Here is a 21376-nt window from a genome sequence, read left to right as displayed (position 1 = left end):
TTGTTCCTCCTTCTTTAAAGCATACTATAAGGATCTATATCTATACTTATATTTATATCTTTACTAAAATGATTTCCTCTATTGTCAAACCTTATATCATTTATTATACCCTTAATTGTGTTTTGGTCAACTGGGTTACTCTTAATGATGATTTGCCACCTATATTTTTCCTTTATTTTTGATAAAGGCGCTGGATGTGGCCCATGAAGCACTTCTCTTAAATTCATTTTACATTCAAGAAGTTTTCCTCTAAGCATATTTGCAAAATTGTGAGTCTCTTTAATTAACTGTGCTTCATTTTCTGCTGTAAATAGGATATTGATAAGCCTCGCATAAGGTGGATAAAAAAATTCCTTTCTCAGCATAATTTCCTGCTGATAAAAATATTTATAATCGTGATCTTTCGCGCAATCAATTACAAAATGATCAGGCCCATAGGTCTGCACAACAACATTGCCTAATATTTCTCCCCTCCCTGCGCGTCCAGCAACTTGTGTAATAAGTTGAAATGTCTTTTCATTGGCTCTAAAGTCAGGTAAGTTCAAATTGGTATCTGCTGCAATTACGCCTACTAGGGTTACGTTTGGAAAGTCTAATCCTTTCGCAATCATTTGGGTACCAATTAATATGTCAATCTTACCTTTTTTAAATTGATCAAGTGTTCGATCCATTTCACCTTTTTTTGATGTGGTATCTAAGTCTAGTCTCGCAACCTTTGCTTGTGGAAAGTATTTTTTTGTCATCACTTCAATTTTTTCAGTGCCCACACCAAAATATTTTATATACTTACTTTCACATGCAGGACATATCTTTGGTGGTTTTTTTGTGTATCCGCAATAATGACAAACCGCATCAAAGGAAGCCGCATGATAGGTAAGAGAAATCTCACAATTTGGACATTTTACTACATAGCCACATTTTCTACATGAAATAAAGGTTGAATGCCCTCTTCTATTTAAAAAAAGTATTGTTTGTTCTCCTTTTTTTAAATTATTCATAATCCCTTCATGCAAACACGCACTAAAAATACTTTTATTTCCTTTTTCTAACTCTTTTCGCATATCAATAATTTCCATACCTGGAAGAGAATTATTATTAAATCTACTCCTCATTTCAATTTTATGATATTCACCATTTAATGATTTTTGATAACTTTCAATAGAAGGTGTCGCCGAACCTAAGATTAAAACCCCATTATTTTGAATACATCTAAATTTTGCTACATCTATTGCATGGTATTTAGGACTATAATCTGACTTATAGGTATGCTCATGTTCTTCATCTATAATAATCATCCCTAAATTTTTAAAAGGTGCGAAAACAGCAGACCTTGCGCCTACCGCAATTTTCACTTCTCCATTTTTAATGCGATTCCATTCATCATAGCGCTCTCCTAATGAAAGTTTACTATGAAGCACTGCCACATTATTGCCAAATCTTCCTTTGAATCTTTCAATCATCTGTGATGTTAATGCTATTTCTGGCACTAATACAATAGCTTCCTTTGATTGATTGAATAGGTAATGTATTAATTGCATATATACTTCTGTTTTTCCACTTCCAGTAACCCCATGAATTAAAAAAGGTTTATAAGTGTTTTTGTCAATATATGGAATGATTTGTTGTATCGTAAAAGTCTGTTCTTTTGTAAGTGCAAGAGCTTCTGTAGAGAGTACATCCATATTCTTATAGGGATCTCGTCTTTTCTCTACCTCAATCATCTCAACAAACCCTTTATCGGAAAGGGTTTGGATCGTACTTAAAGATACATTCATCTTCTCTTTTATATCCCCCCATAGGACTTCTTTATGTTCTAAAAGATATGCTAAAACTTCTCTTTGTTTCTTTGCATTTTTATTTACTTTATTTATTAATATGCGTATATCTTCTTTATCTAAAAGCCTAATCTTTTTTTCAAAAGCTGTATTTACATCACTTTTCAAAGCATTTTTCACAACAATCATATTTTTATCTTCTAAACTTTTAATCACCGCATTTATATTCGAATCTTGTAGATATTTTTTTAAAAAATCTTCTGTTACATGGCTTCTGTCAAGTAGTAATTTTATGATTTTCCCCTGCTTTTCTGAAAGCCTATAGCTTGATAATTCTTTTTCCTTAAAGTTTTTATTTAAAACAATTCTTTTTTTCGATTTTAATGATATTCCTGTAGGTATTACACATTGAATCGCATCTATAAACTTACACAGATACTTTTCTTTCATCCATCTACATAAGTCTATCAATTCCTCTGATAAAATATCAGATTCTTCCACCATAGATTTTACATATTTTACCTTTTCATAATCAATATCTATATGATCTACTATATCTACTACGAATCCTTCTATTGTTCTATTCCCTTTTCCAAACGGAATGATAATTCTAGATGCTATATGGATTTTTCCTATAAGCTTTTCAGGAATCTTATAAGTATATGCTCGATCTGTTTGATTACTTTTATGGTTAATAATTACTTTTACAAATTTTATTTTTTCCATAGCCTATTTCCCCCATGGTCTCATTATATCAGAAAAAAAAGTATGCAACCACCGTATAGAAAAAGAGTAGGTTACCCTACTCCTTTATGAATAAATCTTTCGCTTTATCTAGTATGATTTCAGCTAAATCTTTCTTTGACATCTTCTCATAATTTTCTATTTGCCCATTTCGATCTATAATACTTACAATATTGGTGTCACTCTTAAACCCTGCACCTTCCTTTGTAAGATCATTCGCCACGATAAAATCAAGATTCTTATTTTTTATTTTATTTTTTGCATTATACAGTAAATTTTGTGTTTCTGCAGCAAAGCCAACAAGTATTTTATTTGTTTTTTTCCGTTTTCCCAATTCTTTTAAAATATCAGGATTTCTAGTAAGTTGAATCGTGAAATCACTATCCTCTTTTTTAATTTTATTTTTGGAAACGAAGTTTGGACGATAATCTGCAACTGCAGCTGATTTTATTACAATATCTGCCCACTCAAAAGATTTTAATACGGCTTGATACATTTCATTCGTTGTATCTACATCAATCTTTTCTACACCAAATGGTTTTTTTAAGTTCGTAGGCCCTGAAACTAATCTCACTTCTGCTCCCTTACTTGCAGCCATCTCAGCTATAGCATAGCCCATTTTACCGGATGAATGATTGGTAATGTAGCGCACTGGATCAATGGCTTCTCTCGTAGGCCCTGCTGTAACAAGAATTTTTTTTCCTACTAGTTCTTTTTTGGACGCTAATTGTTCCATGGCTTCTCTTACAATTTCTTTAGGTTCCGCAAGTTTTCCCTTTCCAACATCTCCACAAGCCAGTCTTCCTTCTTGAGGTTCCACAAAAGCGTACCCTAAAGCTTTTAATTTTTCAATATTTTCTTGAACAATATGATTTTCATACATATTGGTATTCATAGCTGGAGCTATAAGGACTTGTGCCTTCGTAGCCATGATTGTTGTGGTCAACATATCATCTGCTATACCATTTGCAATTTTCCCTATGACATTCGCTGTTGCAGGCACAACTAAAAACAAATCTGCCTTTTTCGCAAGAGATATATGCTCAACCTCCCATGTTTTGTGTTCGTCAAACATATCTGTTACCACATAGTTTTGAGATAAAGATTGAAAAGTCAAAGGATTTATAAATTCTTGTGCTGATTTGCTCATAATAACATTTATATTAAAGCCTTGTTTTTTTAGGCGACTTACAACATCTGCTGCTTTATATGCTGCAATTCCTCCTGTTACACCAACTATAACATTTTTATTCATACCTGCACCTCATTATTGTTCTAATTTTTCCTCTGATTGTGGCTCTGAGCTACCACATAAAATAGCATCCGCTGCAATTTCATAAGTTGCAATAGTGACAGGTTTATTTGAATCAACCTTTATCAGTTTTTCATCGCCTTCAATAATTTCTCTTGCTCTCTTAGATGCTGCAATTACTAGTGTATATCTACTATCTACTTTCTTCATTAGTTTGTTAATTGATGGGTTTAACATAATGACTCCTCCTTAAATTTTGATATCATACTTTGTATATCCTCTGTAATTTTAAACGTTTCTGCAAGCATGATCGCTCTAATTCTTTCAACAGCTACTTCTACTTCATCGTTGACCACAAAATAATCATATTTCTTTACATAATCTATCTCTTCAAAAGCACTTTTGAATCGCTTTTCAATTGCTTTGTCTGATTCAGTTCCTCTGCCAACAATCCTTTTCTTTAATTCCTTCATAGATGGTGGCAATATAAATATGAATAAACCTTCAGGATACTTCTCCTTTACTTGTAATGCCCCTTGAATATCAATCTCAAGTAAAACATTATTTCCTTTATTGATTTCATCAATCACATATTTTTTAGGCGTACCATAATAGTTGTCATAAACTTTTGCATGCTCCAAAAATGCATCTTGTGAAATTTGGTTTTCAAAAGTATCCTTGTCAATAAAATAATAATTTATTCCATCTATTTCTCCGGTTCGCGTCTCCCTAGTCGTAGCAGATATAGAGATTTTCATATTTTGTTCTCTATTTAATAATTCTTTGCAAATAGTACCTTTTCCAGTACCTGAAGGGCCAGATATAACAATTAATAATCCTTTCTTTGTCATTTGCATTCCCCTTTTACATATTATTTTAAGTCATGATCCGTAGCATCTTTATTTTCATCTTTATTGGTTAATCGATGTGCAACAGTCTCTGGCTGAACAGCTGATAATATAATATGGTCGCTGTCTGTAATAATCACTGCCCTTGTTCTTCTGCCATAAGTGGCATCCACGAGCATCCCACGCTCTCTCGCTTCCTGAATAATCCTTTTAATAGGGGCTGATTCAGGACTTACAATGGCCACCAATCGATTTGCAGATACAATGTTTCCAAAACCTATATTAATTAATTTTATACTCATTTCCAGCCCTCCCTATTCAATATTTTGTATTTGTTCTCTTATTTTTTCAAGTTCGCTTTTTATATCTACTACATAGTTTGTAATTTCTAAGTCATTTGATTTTGATCCTACTGTATTAATTTCTCGATTCATTTCTTGGATTAAAAAGTCTAATTTTCGTCCAATTGCTTCATTTTCTTCAAGTGCTTTTTTCAATTGATGAATGTGGCTCTTAAGTCTTACAATTTCTTCCGTTATGCTGCATTTATCAGCAATCAAAGCCACTTCCATATTTAATCTATTTTCATCTATTGCAGTAGCATCCTCTAATAGTTCATGAATGCGATCTCTAAGTTTCTCTTTATGTTCTAATACAACCTGTGGTCCTTTATTTTCAATATGCTCTACAATATTTGATATGTACATACATCTATTTTCAATGTCTTCTGCTAATTTTTTTCCTTCAGCCATTCTCATTTCCATTAACATTTTCAATGCTTTATTTGTCGCTTCTTGTAAACATCCCCACGTTGCATCTTCATCTTCTTCTTTTTGTTCAACTTTTATCACATCGGGAAATTTAGATATCAATGAAACAGAAATGTCATCTATAATCTGGAGATCCTCTCGAATGTTTTTTAAACTCTCTACATATTGTTTTGCTAAGGGAGCATTTACAGAGATTTTTGCATCGGTTTCCCCAATGTTTTCAAATGTAATATAAATTTCCACTCTCCCACGCTTTATTTTACCTTTTACAATATTTTTGAGTTGCTCCTCCAAATAGGTTAGACGTTTAGGCATTCTCACAACAATGTCATTATATCTATGATTAACTGATTTCACTTCAACGGTAAACTGTCTTTCTAAATCCTTTGCTTCACCTCTTCCAAATCCTGTCATACTCTTAATCATACTTTTCATCCTTCCATCCATTTATTTTAAAATTAATTACATATTAGTTATTACATCCTTCTCATGACACATAATTATATCATCTTTACTACTAAAATTTAAGCCTTATAAAAGATTTTCTCTTTATTTTTATGAATGATTCAACTTCTTATCCATATTGGATAAAAATACAAAATGAAATGTTACCTTTTATATATTCTTTATTTTTTTGAAATCCTATACATTTCTATACCAACTTTTATTTTCTTTGAAAGAATGGTATACTTTAATGATGATAAACAATAGTTTGGAGGGATGTATATGCCATTTGATGGAATGGTCGTTTCAGCAATTGTCCATGAATTAAGGGGGAAAATAAGTAAAGGTAAAATCGAGAAAATATACCAACCTGAAGCGGATGAAATTAACCTCTTCATTCGATGTTTTAAAGAAAAATACAATCTACTTCTTTCTGCAAGTAGCAAGCATCCACGCATGCATTTAACCAACGGAGATAAAGTAAATCCACAAAGTCCTCCTATGTTTTGTATGTTACTAAGAAAACATCTGCAAGGAGGTAGAATCTTAGATATTCAGCAAAAAGAATTTGAGAGAATTATTGAAATAGATATCGAAAGCTATGATGAATTAGGTTATATGCGTATTAAAAAATTAGTCATTGAAATCATGGGAAAACATAGTAATATTATATTACTCGATCCGTCTACAAATAAAATATTAGATAGTATTAAAAGAATATCAGCAGATTTAAATCGTTATAGAGAAATTTTACCTGGAAAATCTTATGTAGCTCCTCCAAATCAAGGAAAAGTTGATCCAACTTTTCTAAATTTCGAAGAATTTGTTGCTACAATAAAAGACACTTCTTTCGAAACACCTATTTACAAAGCTATCTATGCTTCTATACAAGGGATTAGTCCGATAGCATCCCGAGAAATTTGCTTTCGCGCAAATATTCATGACGATGCAACTCTTTTTAATTTATCCGATGAAAATTCAAAAGAACTATGGCAATCATTTAAAGGTTTTATCCATGCTACACAGGATTTATTCTACCCAAATATCATTGTATCTAAAGAAGATGATCATGTAATCGATTTTTATTCTGTTTCCCTAAAAATGTATCAGTCTATTTATGGATCTAACGTCTCTGACTCTATGAGTAATGTACTAGAAGAATACTATATTAAAAGGGATTTATTCGATCGATTAAAACAGAAATCTACAGATTTAAGAAAATTAGTCACACATACACTCAATAAATTATCTAATAAAAAACAGAAGCTACGTAAAGAATTAATTTCAGCCCAAAAATCGCAAAACTATAGAATTTATGGAGAGTTATTAACGGCTAATTTATACCTAATAGAAAAAGATGCACATGAAATTGAAGTCATCAATTTTTATGATCCTACAGCTGCTCCAGTAATCATCCCACTAGATACAAACCTTACACCTGCACAAAATGCCCAAAAATATTTCAAAAGATATACCAAATCAAAAAATGCAGAAAAAGAAAAGCAACTCCAATTAGAAGAAACAGACAACGAAATACATTATTTTGAGAATTTACTGCACACCATAGAAAGTGCATGGAGTTTAGCAGATATTGAAGAAATCCGTTCTGAATTAGTGGAAGAAGGTTATATTAAGAAAAAAAGGAATTTATCTTCTAAGAAGAAGAAAAAAGATATCTCTAGTAAACCACTATCTTTTATTTCATCCGATGGTTTTCAAATCATGGTTGGAAAAAATAACAAACAAAATGATCAATTAACTTTAAAAACCGCTTCTAAAAAAGATTTATGGTTCCATACAAAAGATCTGCCAGGTTCTCATGTCATTATTTTTTGTAAAAATGATAAAGTTCCAGAAAGTACAATATTAGAAGCTGCTGAACTTGCTGCATTTCATAGCAAAGGAAAAATGTCTAGCAATGTACCTATTGACTATACCTTCGTTAAAAATGTAAAAAAGCCCAGTGGTGCAAAACCCGGAATGGTTATTTATGAAAATAACAAAACCATCTACATTACCCCTCGCGCAAATATTGTTGAAATCCTTAATAGAGCCAATCCAAGTTAAATTAAACTTGGATTTATTTCTATCTATTTATTTAAATCTCCGATTGTAACTATATTTACGCCATCAATTTCATCAAACTCTACACGAATAATTTCTTCTTTTGATGTAGGTACATTTTTACCAATAAAATCCGCACGAACCGGAAGTTCTCTATGCCCTCTGTCTATTAAAACAGCAAGCTGTATGACTTTTGGTCTGCCAATATCCATAATCGCATCCATAGCAGCTCTAACAGTCCTTCCCGTATACAAAACATCGTCTACTAATACAACTACCTTTTCATTAATATCAAAAGCAATATCTGTATCATTTAATACAGGATTATCATCTAACTTTGTTAAATCATCTCGATATAAAGTGATATCTAAAATACCAACATTCACCTTTGTCTCTTCAATGGATTCAATTTTTTCAACAATTCTCTTAGCAAATGGAATTCCTCTTGTCTTTATACCCACAAGAACAATATCCTCAACCCCTTTATTTCTCTCAATAATTTCATGAGCAATTCTCGTAGTTGCCCTTTGTATCGCCTTTTCATCCATTATTTTTGCTTTAAACTTCATAATTCCACCTCGTTTTCTATATTTATTACATATACTTATCTTCTAGCATTTTAATAAGTTTTGTAAAATAATCAGGTAAATCTGCTTGAAATTCCATAAAAGTACCCTTCGCAGGGTGCCTAAACCCTAATGTTTTGGCGTGTAGCATTTGCCCTTTCAAACGAAATTTTTGTTTGCTTGGTCCATATACAGGATCTCCCACAAGGGGATGATTGATATAGGTCATATGTACTCTTATTTGATGGGTTCTCCCTGTTTCTAACTTCGCTTCAATAAGTGTATATCCCTTAAATCTTTTTAATACACGAAAATGAGTTATAGCATCTTTACTATTTCTTTCAACGACTGCCATTTTTAATCTATTATTAGGATCTCTCCCAATAGGCGCTTGTATGGTTCCTTTTTCTTCTTTAATATTTCCATAAACCAATGCAATATATTTTCTATTGATCGAATGTTCTTTTAATTGCTCCGCTAAACATTTATGTGCTTGATCATTTTTCGCAACCATAAGGAGGCCACTCGTATCTTTATCGATTCTATGAACAATGCCAGGTCTAATCACGCCATTGATAGAAGATAAATTTTTACAATGATACATTAGAGCATTCACAAGTGTTCCTTGATAATTTCCTGGTGCTGGGTGCACAACCATTCCTTGTGGTTTATTTACCACAAGCAAATCATCATCTTCATAAATGATCTCAACAGGAATATTTTCAGCTTCGATTTTTAGCCTCTCAGGCTCTGGTATTTCAATTTCAATGACATCATTTGCCTTTATCTTGTGCTTTTTTATTTTAATTGGTTTCCCATTAATCTTAATCTTTCCCTTTTCTATTAATTTCTGTATAAAGCTTCTAGACATATCCGCTAATGCATCCGATAAATACAAATCTAATCTTTTTTCTTCATCCATATCATCAACAAAAAATTTTTGAATATCCAATCAAATTCTCCCTTTCTAGTCACGCTTTCCATCTATAAAAATTAAATAGTATGAAAGTAATATAGCTCCTACCACAATACTTGTATCTGCAATATTAAATACAGGCCAAATTCTAAAATCAAAATAATCTACTACATATCCAAGTTTCACGCGATCAATTAAATTGCCAATAGCCCCTCCTACAATAAGACTTAGACTAAAAAGTACTATTTTATGTATATTCTTTTGCGTACGAATAAACACAATGATTCCGCTAATCACCAAAACTGTAATCATCACAAAAAATATTTTTTGATTTTCTAATATACCAAAGGCTGCACCGATATTTTGCACATAGGTAAGATGAAAAACATCCTTTATAATAGGTATAGACTCACCCACCTCAAATCTATTTTTCACCATATATTTTGCTATTTGATCTAAAATAACAAGCAACGCAACAACTAAATAATTCATATTATCCTTCCCCCTAAAAATCAGTATCTTTCTGATTATACCATATTTTTTAAGTCTTTATTACAAAAAAAATGAAGCTTTGCTTCACTTTTTTTGTATATTTTTCTTTTGTCTATCCGGTATATCTTCTCTTTCCACATCTTCAAGCTGCCCCATATAAAAATCGTTGCTTATATTGTCTACATATTCTACTGTTCCTGATACATTTTCATCGTACATATTGTTATCATACCAATCTAGCGCCATATCTTGTGCTTCTGTTTTATTAAATCTGGCAACCGCTTGCCATGTATCTTCTCCATCAAATCCATTATAATCCTCATTTGCATCCATATAGGTTCTTCCGAATGGATATTCTAGCGTCTCTTCTTCTACAGGTCTTGTATGGATTTCTTCTGCTATGTGCAAATTTTTTTTCTCGCACCCAATACAATTTTTCGTAGTAGGCATAACCTCAAGTCTTGCTTCTGGTATATTTTCCCCACAGGTATCACACTTCCCATATACACCTGTTTCAAACCTTTCGATTGCTTCCTCAACTTCTTGTAGATATAATTTTTCGTTATTCTTTAAATTAAAATTCATTTCCATTTGAAAGGTTTCTGTTGCAATATCTGCCGGATGATTATCATATACGGATAGCTCACCAAAATATTCTTGAAATGACTCATTCGGCTCGTTCTCATCCATGCGTTCTATGGCTTTTAGGGTCTCTTTCTTTTCATTTAATAACTTCTCTTTGAAGTACTTTAATTTAGCTACATTCACAATTCATACCTCCTTTACCTATTATTCTCAATAATCTCTATTAACTCAGCAATATATTTTCCTATTAATGGTAGATCTACTGTTTTGTTCAGCATATAAAAAAATAGCGCAGCTAAAATGGTAAGCCCTACAGCTGTCCCTAAACCTCTAGCTAATCCAGCAACAAAATTAACATATAATAATCTTTTAGTGTTATTTAAAAGATCCACATACTCCGCTATTTTTGTTTTTTCTAATTCATTTGAAATTTTTTCTAATTTATGTTCAATCTTTACAAATCTTTTTTCATCCATTATTATTCCCCCATTATATATATAATATTTCCCCTTTATTTTATATATAACAACTTCTTTTCATATGTTTATTCTTCTTATTTTCCCCTCATTTTTGCTGAATATCCTAATAATTACTTGCTTTCTCCAACTAAAAAGGATAGCATTTACGCTATCCTAATCACCTAACGATCTATTTCTATATGAACATTTTTTAAATACTATATATGCACTAGCATTTCTACTACGATTTCAACAGAATTGTTTGCTGCTTCTTGAACAAATTCATTAAAATTCACATCTGCTGATCCATCTGCCTTATCAGACATAGCACGAATAATTGCAAAAGGCGTCTTGTTTAAGTAACAAGCATGACCAATAGCCGCGCCTTCCATCTCTGCACAAGAACTTTTAAATTCCTTCCACAATAAATCTTTTTTCTCAGAAGACGCAACAAAAACATCTCCCGATACAATTCTTCCTGTTGTCGTTTTATATTTTTTATTTTCTTTTTCACTTGCTTTCATAGCGATGTCAACAAACTTTTCATCTGCCTTAAATATATATTCATCCATTCGTGGAATTTGACCTAGCTTATAGTTTCCAAAGCATGTAACATCAAAGTCATGTTCTATAACATCCTTAGCAATAACAATATCTCCTACATCAAGGTCATCATGAATCGCCCCAGCTACACCTGTATTTATCACTGCATCCACTTGAAAATTGCTAATTAAAACCTGTGTACAAATAGCTGCATTTACCTTTCCGATACCACTTCTAACAACCACAATATCTTTTCCAACTAATTTTCCTTTATAAAATGTCATTCCTGCAAAATAAATTTCTTTTTCTAATGTCATTTTTTCTTTTAGAATTTCAATTTCTTCATCCATTGCCCCTATTATACCAATTATTTTCATTTTCATTTGCCTCCATTTGCTTACTTTCCATAATTGACTCTATTGCCTGGGAAATTCTCACAATATAATAATTTCATCCTTCTTCAAACATAAAAATCCTCATTCAAAACGAGAATTCCATGGATTATTCATCTTGATCAATAATTTCTTGGCTACTACTTGTAACCGCTTCAAGCTGAGCTTCTAATAATGTCTTAAATCTGGTTTTAAAAATTTGCAATTGCTTTTTGCCTTCTTCATATTCTCTCTTGATTTTAATCACTTCTGAATTTGCACCATCCATGATTTTTTGTGCGTTATTTTCTGCTTCATTTATAATAAGTTCTGCTTTTTTTTGAGCATTTTGTGCAACCTCTTCAGCAGTGCTCTGAGCAAAAACAAGCGTATTGTTCAATGTCTTTTCTAGATTTTCATATTTTCCTATTTGATCATTCAGCATTGTAATTTTATCTTTTAACTCTATATTTTCCTTATATAAGCTTTCATAATCAACAATAATTTTATCTAAAAATTCATCTACTTCATTTTCTTTATAGCCTCTCATTCCTTTTTTAAATTCTTTATTTTGAATCTCCAGTGGTGTAATCATCTTATCCCCTCCTCTAGATCATTCTTTTAATGCAAATCTGGTATTTATCTTTTTTTGTCTTATTCCCAATTTTGTCTAATATTATTCTTCCTTTTCCTTTAAAAGATATTAGGTCTCCCTCAGCAATCGTATATGATGGTTGATTAATTGGTCTAAAATTCACCTTAACACGATCGTTGCTGATTAATTTTGATATCGCATTTCTAGACTCCCCAAATCCAACACCAATAATTGCATCTAATCTTAGAGATGCTACGGTTGAACAAACTAGTCTGAAATCTTCTTGAACATTTATCAATGCATCAAATGTGATTTGTTCAATATTTATTCTATATTTAGATATCTTTTCTAGATTCATACGAATAAAATCACATAATTCCTCCGATACAATCATATCTGCTTGTCCATCTCTAACTAAAATGTCCCCTACTTTTTCTCTTTTTAATCCAAGATTTAAAATTGCCCCTAAAAAATCTCTGTGTGTTAAGTCATTTTTTTCAAACTTTCCTGTCACACGAATCGCACAAATTGGAAAATCTTCTTTTTTCACTTGCATATATTCAGGATAAATAATTATTACCTTTCTTTCAGCTTGTTCATACCCACCAGCGATCAAATATTTTACTTCTACGATTTGATTTAATGTAGGCACACATACAGCAATTTGATACGGATCATAAAAATCAGTATACTTTATTATATGGCCTTTACATACACTCTCCACTTTACTTAAAGTTTTCATAATCCATTGTCGTTCTTCATTGTTTTTTATGTTTTTTGTCAGCAATTCTTTGTCAATCACAATATCACACTCTCTTACAATAATCTTACAATAGCTTGTCCAACAAAATCCAACACTAACACAGCTAGTATCGGTGAAAAATCGATCATCCCTCTGGCCAATCCAAATCGGAAAAGTAAGTTTCTAAAAGGTGCTAATATTGGTTCTGTTAACTGATAAATTAGTTTTGGAATCGTTGCATCAAAGTTTGGATTTAACCAAGATAATAATATTCTTGCTATAATCAAAAAATCTAACACTTTAAAAAAATAAGCTACTGATACTTTCATTATCCACATTTTTTCACCACCCAAATTTTACTTATTCCAAGGAAATAGTGCTTTATTCTTCAATTCTTCATTGATATTCCCAGATATATCCACGTTGTTTGGGGCTAAAATAAAGATTCCCTTTGAAACTTTTTGAATACTGCCATCTAACGCATATACTGCCCCACTTACAAAATCAAAAATCTTTTTTGCTAACTCACCATCTAAATTTTCCAAATTGATAATCACAGGTTTTCTATTCTTAAGATTGTCCACAATACTTGGCGATTCTTCAAACTCGTTGGGTTCATAAACAACTACTTTCATTTGTGTAGTCGTATGAATATTTACAATCTTTTTATTTTTACTAGCTATAGGTGTTATATTTTCATCATATTCAACAGATGTTTCTACTAGTTCATCCTCATCTTCATCATAGTCATCTAATCCCATAAAATATTTTACTTTATCAACCAATTTACCAGCCATTACATAACCTCCTTTATAGATCTACTTATTATAATTTCTTCTTCCAAATATTCCCATTCCTACACGAATAATATTTGCCCCTTCTTCAATAGCAACTTGGAAATCATTTGTCATGCCCATTGATAAATATTGCATTTCAACACCTAAAAATTTCTTCAACTTTATTTCCTCAAACATTTCTTTTAATATTTTAAAATACTTTCTAATATCTTCAGGGTTTTCTTCGTAAGGTGCAATCGTCATTAATCCTTTAACCTTAATATGCTCTAGTGGTTGTATTTGTTTAAGAAAATCATATACGTCTTCACAGGCTAAACCAAATTTTGTATCTTCCTTAGCCACATTTACTTGCACTAATATATCCATAATCCGATTATTTTGTTTTGCCCGTTTGTTTATCTCTTGTACTAAAGATATTCGATCTACAGAATGTATTAATTTTACTTTATCAATAATATATTTTACTTTATTTGTTTGCAAATGTCCAATCATATGCCAATGGACATTTGATACCGCAACATACTTATCCATTATTTCTTGTACTCTATTTTCTCCTATGTCTGTAATCCCCATTGCAATTGCTTCATTGATTTTTTCACGATCTACTGTTTTAGTAACTGCAATGAGTTGAATTTCATCTGCATTTCTTCCAACCCTTTTACAAGCTTCATTCATTTGTTCTCGTATACTGTCAATATTTTCTTTAATATATAACATAAAATCCTCCTCCATATCCTAATAAATCATTTGACCTTCTTTCACTCTAGCGCCATTTCTAACAATTTCATCATATAATTTTACGGTACTGATTGTTTTCATATCTTCTCCATCTTTTTCGTAGAAAACATTACTTTGAATAATTGCATATTCATCATCATATCCAATAATTTTTATCCGTTTAAAATTAACATATCTATTAATATCCAGTACATATACACCGTTTTTTCCATCCTTTTCAATCACACTGTCTCTATAAATTTTTAATCCCTCATAATTTACTGAAATGACATTCAGTTCTATATTTCTTAGGTTAAAAAAATTCTCTACATACTGATCCAATTGAAATATAACCATATTATTCTTCTCATTTTCTACTATTTTATAGATGCTACCAGTTATTTCCCTCTGTGGAAATTGAAAAGCTACGCTTCTTCCTACCTTATATCTTTCTAAAGTATCATCATCTACCCAGCTAATCATATACCACAAATTATTATCTACAATTTTAAATAAATTTTGTTGATTAATTACTTTCTCAGCACTTAAATTTGTTATTTTGCTATCTATCTTTTTTAATTTTTCTAATTCTATGGTAGCCATATTCTTAGGAGTAAGTATGTTTTCATATCCATCTATATTATAACTAATAATACCAGATTGCGGACTCTTTATAATATTAATGGCATTATTTATTTTCCCTGCTAATTGTTCTTGTTCTAGCTTTAGCGCTTCTAAATTTTTCCCTGCAAAACTTTTATCTCCCGTGATGATTCTTTTTTTCTCTAACTTGTTACTAAGTTCCCTTTTTAACTTGCTAATTTGTAATAGATTTCCTTTTTCTTTATATTCTTTTATATTATTAATTATTTTATTTATTTCTTCATCAATTTTTTTAATATCACTTTGAAATAAGTTATTTTCATTTTCATTTATGCTCTCAATTCTTTGATTGATGATCTCTAATTTTTTTCTTGTCTCATCATCCACTATGCTTTTTTCTATTTCAGCGATCTTATACCCCTTTTCTATTTTTTCTCCTTCTTGCGCAAAATATTTAATATCTCCTTCAACATTACTATTTACTTTTTTTTCTTCTCTAATAATATAACAATTGAGTTTATCTACAACTTGAATATTTCCATACTCAGCTATACTTGTCTCCTTTGAAAAAGATATGAGCATAGGTAAAAACTTTATGCCTAAATAAAATAAAATCACACCCAATATAAAATATCGAAATCGCTTATTTTTTTTTGATTTCTTACGTAACTTCTTTTTCACTTCCTTCACCTACTAGTTCTTTTTATCTTTATATAATTCTTCACTTCTATTGATTTTCCTCCATAATTATTATGATTCATTGAAATTAGTTTTTCAGTCCTACAATATTTGTAAAGGTTTTCAATATTGTTACAAAATATAGTAATTTCCCGCTTTTATCAAGGTTTTCTATATTGTATTTTTATCTATGAATTGTTCTATTCTGTCTTTTTTCTTTTGTTATATTCGCCTAAACATAGAAATACTACTCCTATTATATGTTTAGGCGTAGTATTTTTTATAAATTATAAATCCATATTGTTTAAAATTTCTTTCAGTTTTTTAAGTTCTTCTACCGATAAAGTAATACCTTTTCCCATTTTTTCATGCTCAGGTGCCCAGTCTCTCAAATCATATTTTGGTGATCTTTCATTCCAACTGATTAGGTTTATTTCTTTTGTCCAACCATTTTTATTTTCTGATATTTGTCCAATATTTTTTTGGATTTCATATTTTATTTCTGCCATTTTTTACACCTCTTTAGTTATTTATTTCACTATATATCATTCCAGAAATATAGTGAATCCATACTGAATCTCTGTTTCTCTATCTATGCATCATTTACCTATTTGTATCAATATTCATTATACTATGTATTGCTCCATTCATCTACAATTTTTATAATCCTATCTACTTCAAAATAACCATCGGGTATATTTTCATGATTATTTGTGTGATCATTCATGTAATTATAATTCTTTTTTCAACACAACTACCCAACTACCCCCTACGTTAGTCTGTTCAGAACTGGCAAATGCATCTTAACCTTGACATATAAATTTTATGGTGTTATTATTATGTAAAAACATAATTAAATATAATCTTCAGGGCAGGGTGAAAGTCCCTACCGGCGGTAATACGATTTTTTTCGTTAGCCCGCGTGCGAAAGCTGACTTGGTGAGATTCCAAGGCCGACAGTTAGAGTCTGGATGATAGAAGATAATGTCATTGTATTGTAGGTATTGTTTAATACAATTATGTATGCTAAATTCCCTGAAATTATATTTTAGGGAATTTTTTATTTAAGGAGGTTATTTTTATGAAGTATAATGTAAACAAGATGGTAAAACTTGCAATGTTATCTGCTATGGGATTAATGCTTATGATGCTCATTCGTTTCCCTATTATTCCAGCTGCTCCTTTCCTCGAATATGAACCTGGTGATGTACCTGCTTTGGTCGGTGCCTTTTTATTTGGTCCTGGTGCTGGATTTATGATTACTGCTATCGTCTCAATAATACAAGGATTTACTGTAAGTGCAGGTAGTGGATGGATTGGTGCACTCATGCATATCATCGCAACGGGAATAATGGTCGTTGTTGCAAGCAACATCTACAAGAGAATGCACACACTAAAAGGTTCAATAATTGGTTTAATTGCTGGTTCTGCTTGTATGACTTTAATCATGATTCCGCTCAACTTAGTTCTTACAACCCTTTTCTTAAATGTTCCTTTTGATGTTGTAAAAGCCATGATTATACCAGCCATTATCCCCTTTAACTTATTTAAAACTGCTACAAACTCCATCATAACTATTTTTGTTTATAAAGCAGTTGGTAAAGTTTTAAAAGTAGAAGTCAATACGTTCCCATACACATCAAATGATACGCAAAAAATATAAAAAAATACTCATTTCCACTACATAAGGAAATGAGTATTTTTTATTTATTCTTTTCTGAAGGATTGTCATATTCTGAACCACTCGAATCTAAATTAAAAACGCTTAAACCCTTTAAATATTCGTTTAAGTCCGTTGTATTCTCAATACTACTAATATCTTCTTCTCTATCATTGTATTCTTTTTGTATCTGTAGTATTGGTTCATATTCTTCTTGTGCTTGATCAGCTTCAACGTTTATATTCTTTTCAATACACAAAATTGCATCTTCTTTTTCTTGTTTACTACTCATTGCACTGTCTATTGCAATAACCGCTACATTTTCTTCATCTTTTGATGGCTTTTTCTTTTTACTTATTTTATTCAAGATGCTCTCTTTCAATTCTTCATAAGAAACTTTCTCAGCCATAACATTTTTTATACTTTTTTTAACCACGCTAAATTTCGAAAAATTATTTACATCTAATGTTTCATATTCGTTATTTAATTTTTCGATTTCTAAAAGACTTGCTACCATCAATTCAAATGAATTTTTTAAAAATTCATTATTTTTAATTACTCCTGGCATTTTTATTTCAACCATGCATATACTATCTTTTTCAACCGCTTGATCATAACCTTTCCCATTAATTTCAAATAGTACATCTTGTTGCATATTTATCAATTCTCTAATCATAGGATTGTCAAAGAATCTTTTCATCGCAATTTCACTATTACTTCTAATAATAAATTCCTTGTTAAATCCATTCTGATCTACCTGTACATCTTGCATATCAAAGAAACTCATAAAATAGTTGCGGAAATGTTCATTGAATATTTTAAATCTGAGCCCATGCTTATTGAAAAAATCTGCATAAATTCTTGTAAGTACAGGGTCCTGTTTATTTCCTGATGAAGCTGTTTCTAATGTAATGGACCACTCCTTAAACTTTTTTCCTACTTTATATTCCTTGCTAGTTCCTCCTAAAACAATCCATTCTCCATCAATATCTTCACTCAATAGTTTCCATATATCTGCTTGATTGGGTCCAAAAAATCTCATAGCAATCATCTCCCATTATGTATTATTCTCATTTTATTATATAATGGTTTTTTTGTAAATATTATGAAGTATATCTGACCGAAATATCCCTTATTATAATGATTTATTTAACTTTGTCAAAAATAAATTCAACCTGTAATCGTCTTAGATTACAGGTTTTCTTTTGGTCTGAGTGCCGGGAGTTGAACCCGGGGCCTCTAGAACCCCATTCTAGCGCGCTACCAAACTGCGCTACACCCAGATATACTTTACTTCTATTATACACAAATATATATTTTTTTCAAGTAGAAGAATGGAAATAGATAGGATATTTCCTATCTATTTTTATTATCCATTATAAAATAATACAAATTAAACCAGCACTACCATCATTGATGATTTTCTGTAAAGTCCTCTGCATCTTGTTTCTTGTATCGTCTGGCATCATAAACAATTTGTGTTGTAATTGTTCTTTCACCATATCATGGAGTGATTTACCAAACATATTAGTTTCCCATATCTTTGTTGGATCAGATTCAAATTCATCTAATAGATATTTTAATAATTCTTCACTTTCTTTTTCAGTTCCTACAATTGGAGAAACTTCTGTAGCAATATCTGTTCTAATTAGATGAAGGGATGGTGCATTGGCTTTTAATTTTACACCAAATCGATTACCATGTTTAAAAATTTCAGGTTCTTGTAGCTCAAGTTCTTCAAGCCGTGGCGCAACAAGACCATAACCCGTCTCTTTCACATCATTTAATGCTTTCTCTACCCGATCATACTCCCTCTTCGCTTTTGAAAATTCTTTTACAAGCCCTAATAGTTGATGATCCCCCTCAATTTTATAACCTGTCATTTCTTCTAAAACATTATAAAATAACCCTTCCTTTGTTTTCATTTCAATTTTTGCAACACCTTCACCTAAAGAAATATCTTCTATATTTGCTTCTGATATGACTTCCATATCCATAAACTCACTTACAGAGTTTCTTATATCATTTATTTTTTTTACTTCTTGACTCCATTGTCTCACCCCATAAATCAATTTATCCTTAAGCCAATGATTTGGTTCTAATCCCTCTACCCATCCTGGAAGTGTAATATTAATCTCTTTAATTGGGAATTCAAACAGAACATTTTCCAATATCGTATTTATATCTTCTATATTCATTTTGGCACAATCCGTTACAACCACAGGCACATTGTATTTCTCTTCTAATTGTTTTTTTAGTGTGGCAGTTTGCGGATCTGCAGGGCTCATAGAGTTTATAATCATTACAAATGGCTTATTCAATTCTTTTAGCTCTTTTACAACTCTTTCTTCTGCTTCTATGTATTTATTTCTTTCAATATCTGTAATACTACCATCTGTAGTAATGACTAACCCAATAGTAGAGTGATCTGTAATCACTTTTTTTGTCCCAATCTCAGCTGCCTCTACAAAAGGAATTTGTTTTTCATACCATGGTGTTGTTACCATTCTAGGTTTTCCATTTTCCTCATGACCCATTGCACCCTTTACTAAATATCCTACACAGTCTACTAATCGTACTTTAAATTTTGCATTTTCTTTTAAGGTTAATTCAATTGCTTCATTAGGTACAAATTTTGGTTCTGTAGTCATGATGGTTTTACCTGCACCACTTTGTGGCAATTCATCTTTTGCGCGCTCTTTTCTATATGTGTTTTCAATATTAGGTAAAACCAATAATTCCATAAATCTTTTAATAAATGTAGATTTTCCTGTTCTAACAGGTCCTACAACCCCTACATAGATATCTCCCTGGGTTCGTTCTGCAATATCATTATATATATTGAACTTTTCCATTTCTTTTCACTCCTTTAATCATAAATATTTATTAAAATATTACACAATTCTAGCTTGAATAGTATAGAAATGTATTAACAATATATATATATGATGAAGTAAATAGGATTATGCCTTTTGAAAATAAAAAAATAGCTATCTAATTAGCTATTTTTTCTCATATAAATCATTACCATTTAAACATATTATTCTTTGCCACTTCTTCTATTTCATGTGTCCTGCTTCGCATCATTAAGTTCACTACCGCTTCTCTTACATCACTATTTTTATAAAGTATATTGAATATTTCAGTGGTAATCGGCATGTCTACGTTAAATTTTTCAGCCAGTTCATAAGTACCCGCTGTGGTAACAACACCTTCTACAACCATTCCAATCGAATCCATTGCATCCTCGAGTTTGACACTTTATAAATAGAAAAAAATATCTATGGATTGAAAAATAGACGTTTTTTTATGTATGATTTTAATTATCGATGTTGTGAGCTGTACTAATTTAAGATATAATAAAAGAGGGTGATCATTTATGTATATTAGATTAAGTAAAGGTAATACAGCTAAATTCACAAAAGTATATCTAGTTGAAGGTTATCGAGATAAAAACGGTAAATCAAAACAAAGAATTGTTCAGTGTTATGGAAATTTAGAGGAGTTAGAATCTGATGATCCTGATATTCTTGCAAAGCTTAAAGCTGAGGCTAAAAAAACACCTAAAAACGAAGTTAAAATTACATTGAATCTATTAGATTCAAATTCAGATAAAGAAAAGGATAAAAATTATGGGTACTTCTTTCTAGAAAAAATCTACAAGGAACTTGGAATTACAGATTTTATAAAGCGTTATGATTTTGAAACAAAGCATAAGTATAATCTTGATAAGATTTTAAAATTACTTGTCTACGG

23 protein-coding genes, 1 tRNA gene, 2 pseudogenes and 1 riboswitch are annotated in these 21376 nt (G+C 31.0%); of the genes and pseudogenes, 3 read left to right on the top strand and 23 right to left on the bottom strand.

Translation table 11 applies throughout. The annotated features are described in order from the left end of the window. Window positions 1-14: 14 nt before the first annotated feature. The 6 genes from priA to EV214_RS03020 form a co-directional block, all read right to left on the bottom strand. The gene (priA, locus tag EV214_RS03045) at window positions 15-2501 is read right to left on the bottom strand and encodes a primosomal protein N' (protein WP_132242591.1); all 2487 of its coding nucleotides are present in this window, start codon (window positions 2499-2501) and stop codon (window positions 15-17) included. A 76-nt stretch (window positions 2502-2577) separates the two neighbouring features. Beyond that, window positions 2578-3774, bottom strand: a complete 1197-nt coding sequence (gene coaBC, locus EV214_RS03040; RefSeq protein WP_132242589.1) for a bifunctional phosphopantothenoylcysteine decarboxylase/phosphopantothenate--cysteine ligase CoaBC — start codon at window positions 3772-3774, stop codon at window positions 2578-2580. A gap of 12 nt (window positions 3775-3786) precedes the next feature. After that, the gene (gene rpoZ, locus EV214_RS03035) at window positions 3787-4008 is read right to left on the bottom strand and encodes a DNA-directed RNA polymerase subunit omega (protein WP_132242587.1); all 222 of its coding nucleotides are present in this window, start codon (window positions 4006-4008) and stop codon (window positions 3787-3789) included. Next, window positions 4002-4622, bottom strand: a complete 621-nt coding sequence (gene gmk / locus EV214_RS03030) for a guanylate kinase (RefSeq protein WP_132242585.1) — start codon at window positions 4620-4622, stop codon at window positions 4002-4004. The genes rpoZ and gmk overlap by 7 nt, the downstream gene beginning before the upstream one ends. Before the next feature lie 20 nt (window positions 4623-4642). Next, on the bottom strand, window positions 4643-4921 hold the full coding sequence (gene remA / locus EV214_RS03025; protein ID WP_132242583.1) for an extracellular matrix/biofilm regulator RemA: 279 nt from the start codon (window positions 4919-4921) through the stop codon (window positions 4643-4645). Window positions 4922-4933: 12 nt separating this feature from the next. After that, window positions 4934-5815: a YicC/YloC family endoribonuclease gene (locus tag EV214_RS03020; protein WP_132243024.1), complete on the bottom strand. Its 882-nt coding sequence runs from the start codon at window positions 5813-5815 to the stop codon at window positions 4934-4936. A gap of 300 nt (window positions 5816-6115) precedes the next feature. On the opposite strand from EV214_RS03020, the gene EV214_RS03015 reads away from it, so the two are divergent. Beyond that, complete coding sequence (locus tag EV214_RS03015) at window positions 6116-7900, top strand: Rqc2 family fibronectin-binding protein (RefSeq protein WP_132242581.1); 1785 nt, start codon at window positions 6116-6118, stop codon at window positions 7898-7900. Between the two features lie 23 nt (window positions 7901-7923). On the opposite strand, the gene pyrR is transcribed toward EV214_RS03015, so the two are convergent. The 13 genes from pyrR to EV214_RS02950 all read right to left on the bottom strand — a co-directional run bounded on the left by pyrR (window position 7924) and on the right by EV214_RS02950 (window position 16469). Beyond that, window positions 7924-8466, bottom strand: coding sequence for a bifunctional pyr operon transcriptional regulator/uracil phosphoribosyltransferase PyrR (gene pyrR / locus EV214_RS03010; RefSeq protein ID WP_132242579.1), 543 nt, complete (start codon window positions 8464-8466; stop codon window positions 7924-7926). Between the two features lie 25 nt (window positions 8467-8491). Beyond that, window positions 8492-9385, bottom strand: coding sequence for an RluA family pseudouridine synthase (locus EV214_RS03005; RefSeq protein ID WP_132243022.1), 894 nt, complete (start codon window positions 9383-9385; stop codon window positions 8492-8494). Between the two features lie 45 nt (window positions 9386-9430). Continuing rightward, window positions 9431-9871 carry a signal peptidase II gene (gene lspA / locus EV214_RS03000; RefSeq protein WP_132242577.1) on the bottom strand — a complete coding sequence of 147 codons (441 nt, stop codon included), beginning with the start codon at window positions 9869-9871 and terminating at the stop codon, window positions 9431-9433. An 84-nt stretch (window positions 9872-9955) separates the two neighbouring features. Next, window positions 9956-10639 (bottom strand): TraR/DksA C4-type zinc finger protein, encoded by a 684-nt coding sequence (locus EV214_RS02995; RefSeq protein ID WP_132242575.1) that lies wholly within the window; start codon window positions 10637-10639, stop codon window positions 9956-9958. Between the two features lie 14 nt (window positions 10640-10653). Further along, window positions 10654-10932 carry a DUF5665 domain-containing protein gene (locus EV214_RS02990; RefSeq protein WP_132242573.1) on the bottom strand — a complete coding sequence of 93 codons (279 nt, stop codon included), beginning with the start codon at window positions 10930-10932 and terminating at the stop codon, window positions 10654-10656. 200 nt (window positions 10933-11132) lie between these two features. Further along, window positions 11133-11834: a 5'-methylthioadenosine/adenosylhomocysteine nucleosidase gene (locus tag EV214_RS02985; RefSeq protein ID WP_132242571.1), complete on the bottom strand. Its 702-nt coding sequence runs from the start codon at window positions 11832-11834 to the stop codon at window positions 11133-11135. Window positions 11835-11958: 124 nt separating this feature from the next. Then, on the bottom strand, window positions 11959-12423 hold the full coding sequence (locus EV214_RS02980; RefSeq protein WP_132242569.1) for a DivIVA domain-containing protein: 465 nt from the start codon (window positions 12421-12423) through the stop codon (window positions 11959-11961). Between the two features lie 13 nt (window positions 12424-12436). Continuing rightward, window positions 12437-13225 (bottom strand): YlmH family RNA-binding protein, encoded by a 789-nt coding sequence (locus EV214_RS02975; RefSeq protein WP_132242567.1) that lies wholly within the window; start codon window positions 13223-13225, stop codon window positions 12437-12439. Between the two features lie 14 nt (window positions 13226-13239). Further along, window positions 13240-13503 (bottom strand): YggT family protein, encoded by a 264-nt coding sequence (locus tag EV214_RS02970; RefSeq protein WP_132242565.1) that lies wholly within the window; start codon window positions 13501-13503, stop codon window positions 13240-13242. 18 nt (window positions 13504-13521) lie between these two features. Next, window positions 13522-13962: a cell division protein SepF gene (locus EV214_RS02965; protein ID WP_132242563.1), complete on the bottom strand. Its 441-nt coding sequence runs from the start codon at window positions 13960-13962 to the stop codon at window positions 13522-13524. A gap of 21 nt (window positions 13963-13983) precedes the next feature. Beyond that, entirely contained in the window at window positions 13984-14679 is a 696-nt protein-coding gene (locus EV214_RS02960; RefSeq protein ID WP_132242561.1) for a YggS family pyridoxal phosphate-dependent enzyme, read from the bottom strand. A gap of 18 nt (window positions 14680-14697) precedes the next feature. Next, complete coding sequence (locus EV214_RS02955; protein ID WP_132242559.1) at window positions 14698-15963, bottom strand: HlyD family efflux transporter periplasmic adaptor subunit; 1266 nt, start codon at window positions 15961-15963, stop codon at window positions 14698-14700. A gap of 284 nt (window positions 15964-16247) precedes the next feature. After that, on the bottom strand, window positions 16248-16469 hold the full coding sequence (locus EV214_RS02950; protein WP_132242557.1) for a YdbC family protein: 222 nt from the start codon (window positions 16467-16469) through the stop codon (window positions 16248-16250). A gap of 349 nt (window positions 16470-16818) precedes the next feature. Further along, a riboswitch (FMN riboswitch) is annotated at window positions 16819-16947 on the top strand. Window positions 16948-17041: 94 nt separating this feature from the next. On the opposite strand from EV214_RS02950, the gene EV214_RS02945 reads away from it, so the two are divergent. Continuing rightward, window positions 17042-17623 carry an ECF transporter S component gene (locus EV214_RS02945; protein WP_132242555.1) on the top strand — a complete coding sequence of 194 codons (582 nt, stop codon included), beginning with the start codon at window positions 17042-17044 and terminating at the stop codon, window positions 17621-17623. Between the two features lie 40 nt (window positions 17624-17663). Here the strand turns inward: EV214_RS02945 and EV214_RS02940 are convergent, their stop codons facing one another. The 4 genes and pseudogenes from EV214_RS02940 to EV214_RS02925 all read right to left on the bottom strand — a co-directional run. Continuing rightward, complete coding sequence (locus EV214_RS02940) at window positions 17664-18662, bottom strand: hypothetical protein (RefSeq protein ID WP_132242553.1); 999 nt, start codon at window positions 18660-18662, stop codon at window positions 17664-17666. Between the two features lie 164 nt (window positions 18663-18826). Continuing rightward, a tRNA-Pro gene (locus EV214_RS02935) sits at window positions 18827-18903 on the bottom strand. A 93-nt stretch (window positions 18904-18996) separates the two neighbouring features. Then, complete coding sequence (gene spoIVA / locus EV214_RS02930; protein ID WP_132242551.1) at window positions 18997-20475, bottom strand: stage IV sporulation protein A; 1479 nt, start codon at window positions 20473-20475, stop codon at window positions 18997-18999. Between the two features lie 169 nt (window positions 20476-20644). Further along, window positions 20645-20863: pseudogene (locus EV214_RS02925) on the bottom strand (NAD(P)H-dependent glycerol-3-phosphate dehydrogenase); the annotation flags it as partial. 136 nt (window positions 20864-20999) lie between these two features. On the opposite strand from EV214_RS02925, the pseudogene EV214_RS02920 reads away from it, so the two are divergent. Beyond that, a pseudogene (locus EV214_RS02920) lies at window positions 21000-21376 on the top strand (hypothetical protein); the annotation flags it as partial.

This window comes from Marinisporobacter balticus (assembly GCF_004345705.1).
GTDB classification, from domain to species: Bacteria; Bacillota; Clostridia; order Peptostreptococcales; family Thermotaleaceae; genus Marinisporobacter; species Marinisporobacter balticus.
The sequence above is the reverse complement of the archived record's forward strand: the minus strand, read 5'-3'. Positions and strand labels throughout refer to the sequence as shown.

Excerpts from the sequence above, each read along its gene's own strand:
- priA (WP_132242591.1), bottom strand. The coding sequence starts at position 2,501 with ATGGAAAAAATAAAATTTGTAAAAGTAATTATTAACCATAAAAGTAAT.
- coaBC (WP_132242589.1), bottom strand. The coding sequence starts at position 3,774 with ATGAATAAAAATGTTATAGTTGGTGTAACAGGAGGAATTGCAGCATAT.
- rpoZ (WP_132242587.1), bottom strand. The coding sequence starts at position 4,008 with ATGTTAAACCCATCAATTAACAAACTAATGAAGAAAGTAGATAGTAGA.
- gmk (WP_132242585.1), bottom strand. The coding sequence starts at position 4,622 with ATGACAAAGAAAGGATTATTAATTGTTATATCTGGCCCTTCAGGTACT.
- remA (WP_132242583.1), bottom strand. The coding sequence starts at position 4,921 with ATGAGTATAAAATTAATTAATATAGGTTTTGGAAACATTGTATCTGCA.
- EV214_RS03020 (WP_132243024.1), bottom strand. The coding sequence starts at position 5,815 with ATGATTAAGAGTATGACAGGATTTGGAAGAGGTGAAGCAAAGGATTTA.
- EV214_RS03015 (WP_132242581.1), top strand. The coding sequence starts at position 6,116 with ATGCCATTTGATGGAATGGTCGTTTCAGCAATTGTCCATGAATTAAGG.
- pyrR (WP_132242579.1), bottom strand. The coding sequence starts at position 8,466 with ATGAAGTTTAAAGCAAAAATAATGGATGAAAAGGCGATACAAAGGGCA.
- EV214_RS03005 (WP_132243022.1), bottom strand. The coding sequence starts at position 9,385 with ATGGATGAAGAAAAAAGATTAGATTTGTATTTATCGGATGCATTAGCG.
- lspA (WP_132242577.1), bottom strand. The coding sequence starts at position 9,871 with ATGAATTATTTAGTTGTTGCGTTGCTTGTTATTTTAGATCAAATAGCA.
- EV214_RS02990 (WP_132242573.1), bottom strand. The coding sequence starts at position 10,932 with ATGGATGAAAAAAGATTTGTAAAGATTGAACATAAATTAGAAAAAATT.
- EV214_RS02985 (WP_132242571.1), bottom strand. The coding sequence starts at position 11,834 with ATGAAAATAATTGGTATAATAGGGGCAATGGATGAAGAAATTGAAATT.
- EV214_RS02980 (WP_132242569.1), bottom strand. The coding sequence starts at position 12,423 with ATGATTACACCACTGGAGATTCAAAATAAAGAATTTAAAAAAGGAATG.
- EV214_RS02970 (WP_132242565.1), bottom strand. The coding sequence starts at position 13,503 with ATGTGGATAATGAAAGTATCAGTAGCTTATTTTTTTAAAGTGTTAGAT.
- EV214_RS02965 (WP_132242563.1), bottom strand. The coding sequence starts at position 13,962 with ATGGCTGGTAAATTGGTTGATAAAGTAAAATATTTTATGGGATTAGAT.
- EV214_RS02960 (WP_132242561.1), bottom strand. The coding sequence starts at position 14,679 with ATGTTATATATTAAAGAAAATATTGACAGTATACGAGAACAAATGAAT.
- EV214_RS02950 (WP_132242557.1), bottom strand. The coding sequence starts at position 16,469 with ATGGCAGAAATAAAATATGAAATCCAAAAAAATATTGGACAAATATCA.
- EV214_RS02945 (WP_132242555.1), top strand. The coding sequence starts at position 17,042 with ATGAAGTATAATGTAAACAAGATGGTAAAACTTGCAATGTTATCTGCT.
- EV214_RS02940 (WP_132242553.1), bottom strand. The coding sequence starts at position 18,662 with ATGAGATTTTTTGGACCCAATCAAGCAGATATATGGAAACTATTGAGT.
- spoIVA (WP_132242551.1), bottom strand. The coding sequence starts at position 20,475 with ATGGAAAAGTTCAATATATATAATGATATTGCAGAACGAACCCAGGGA.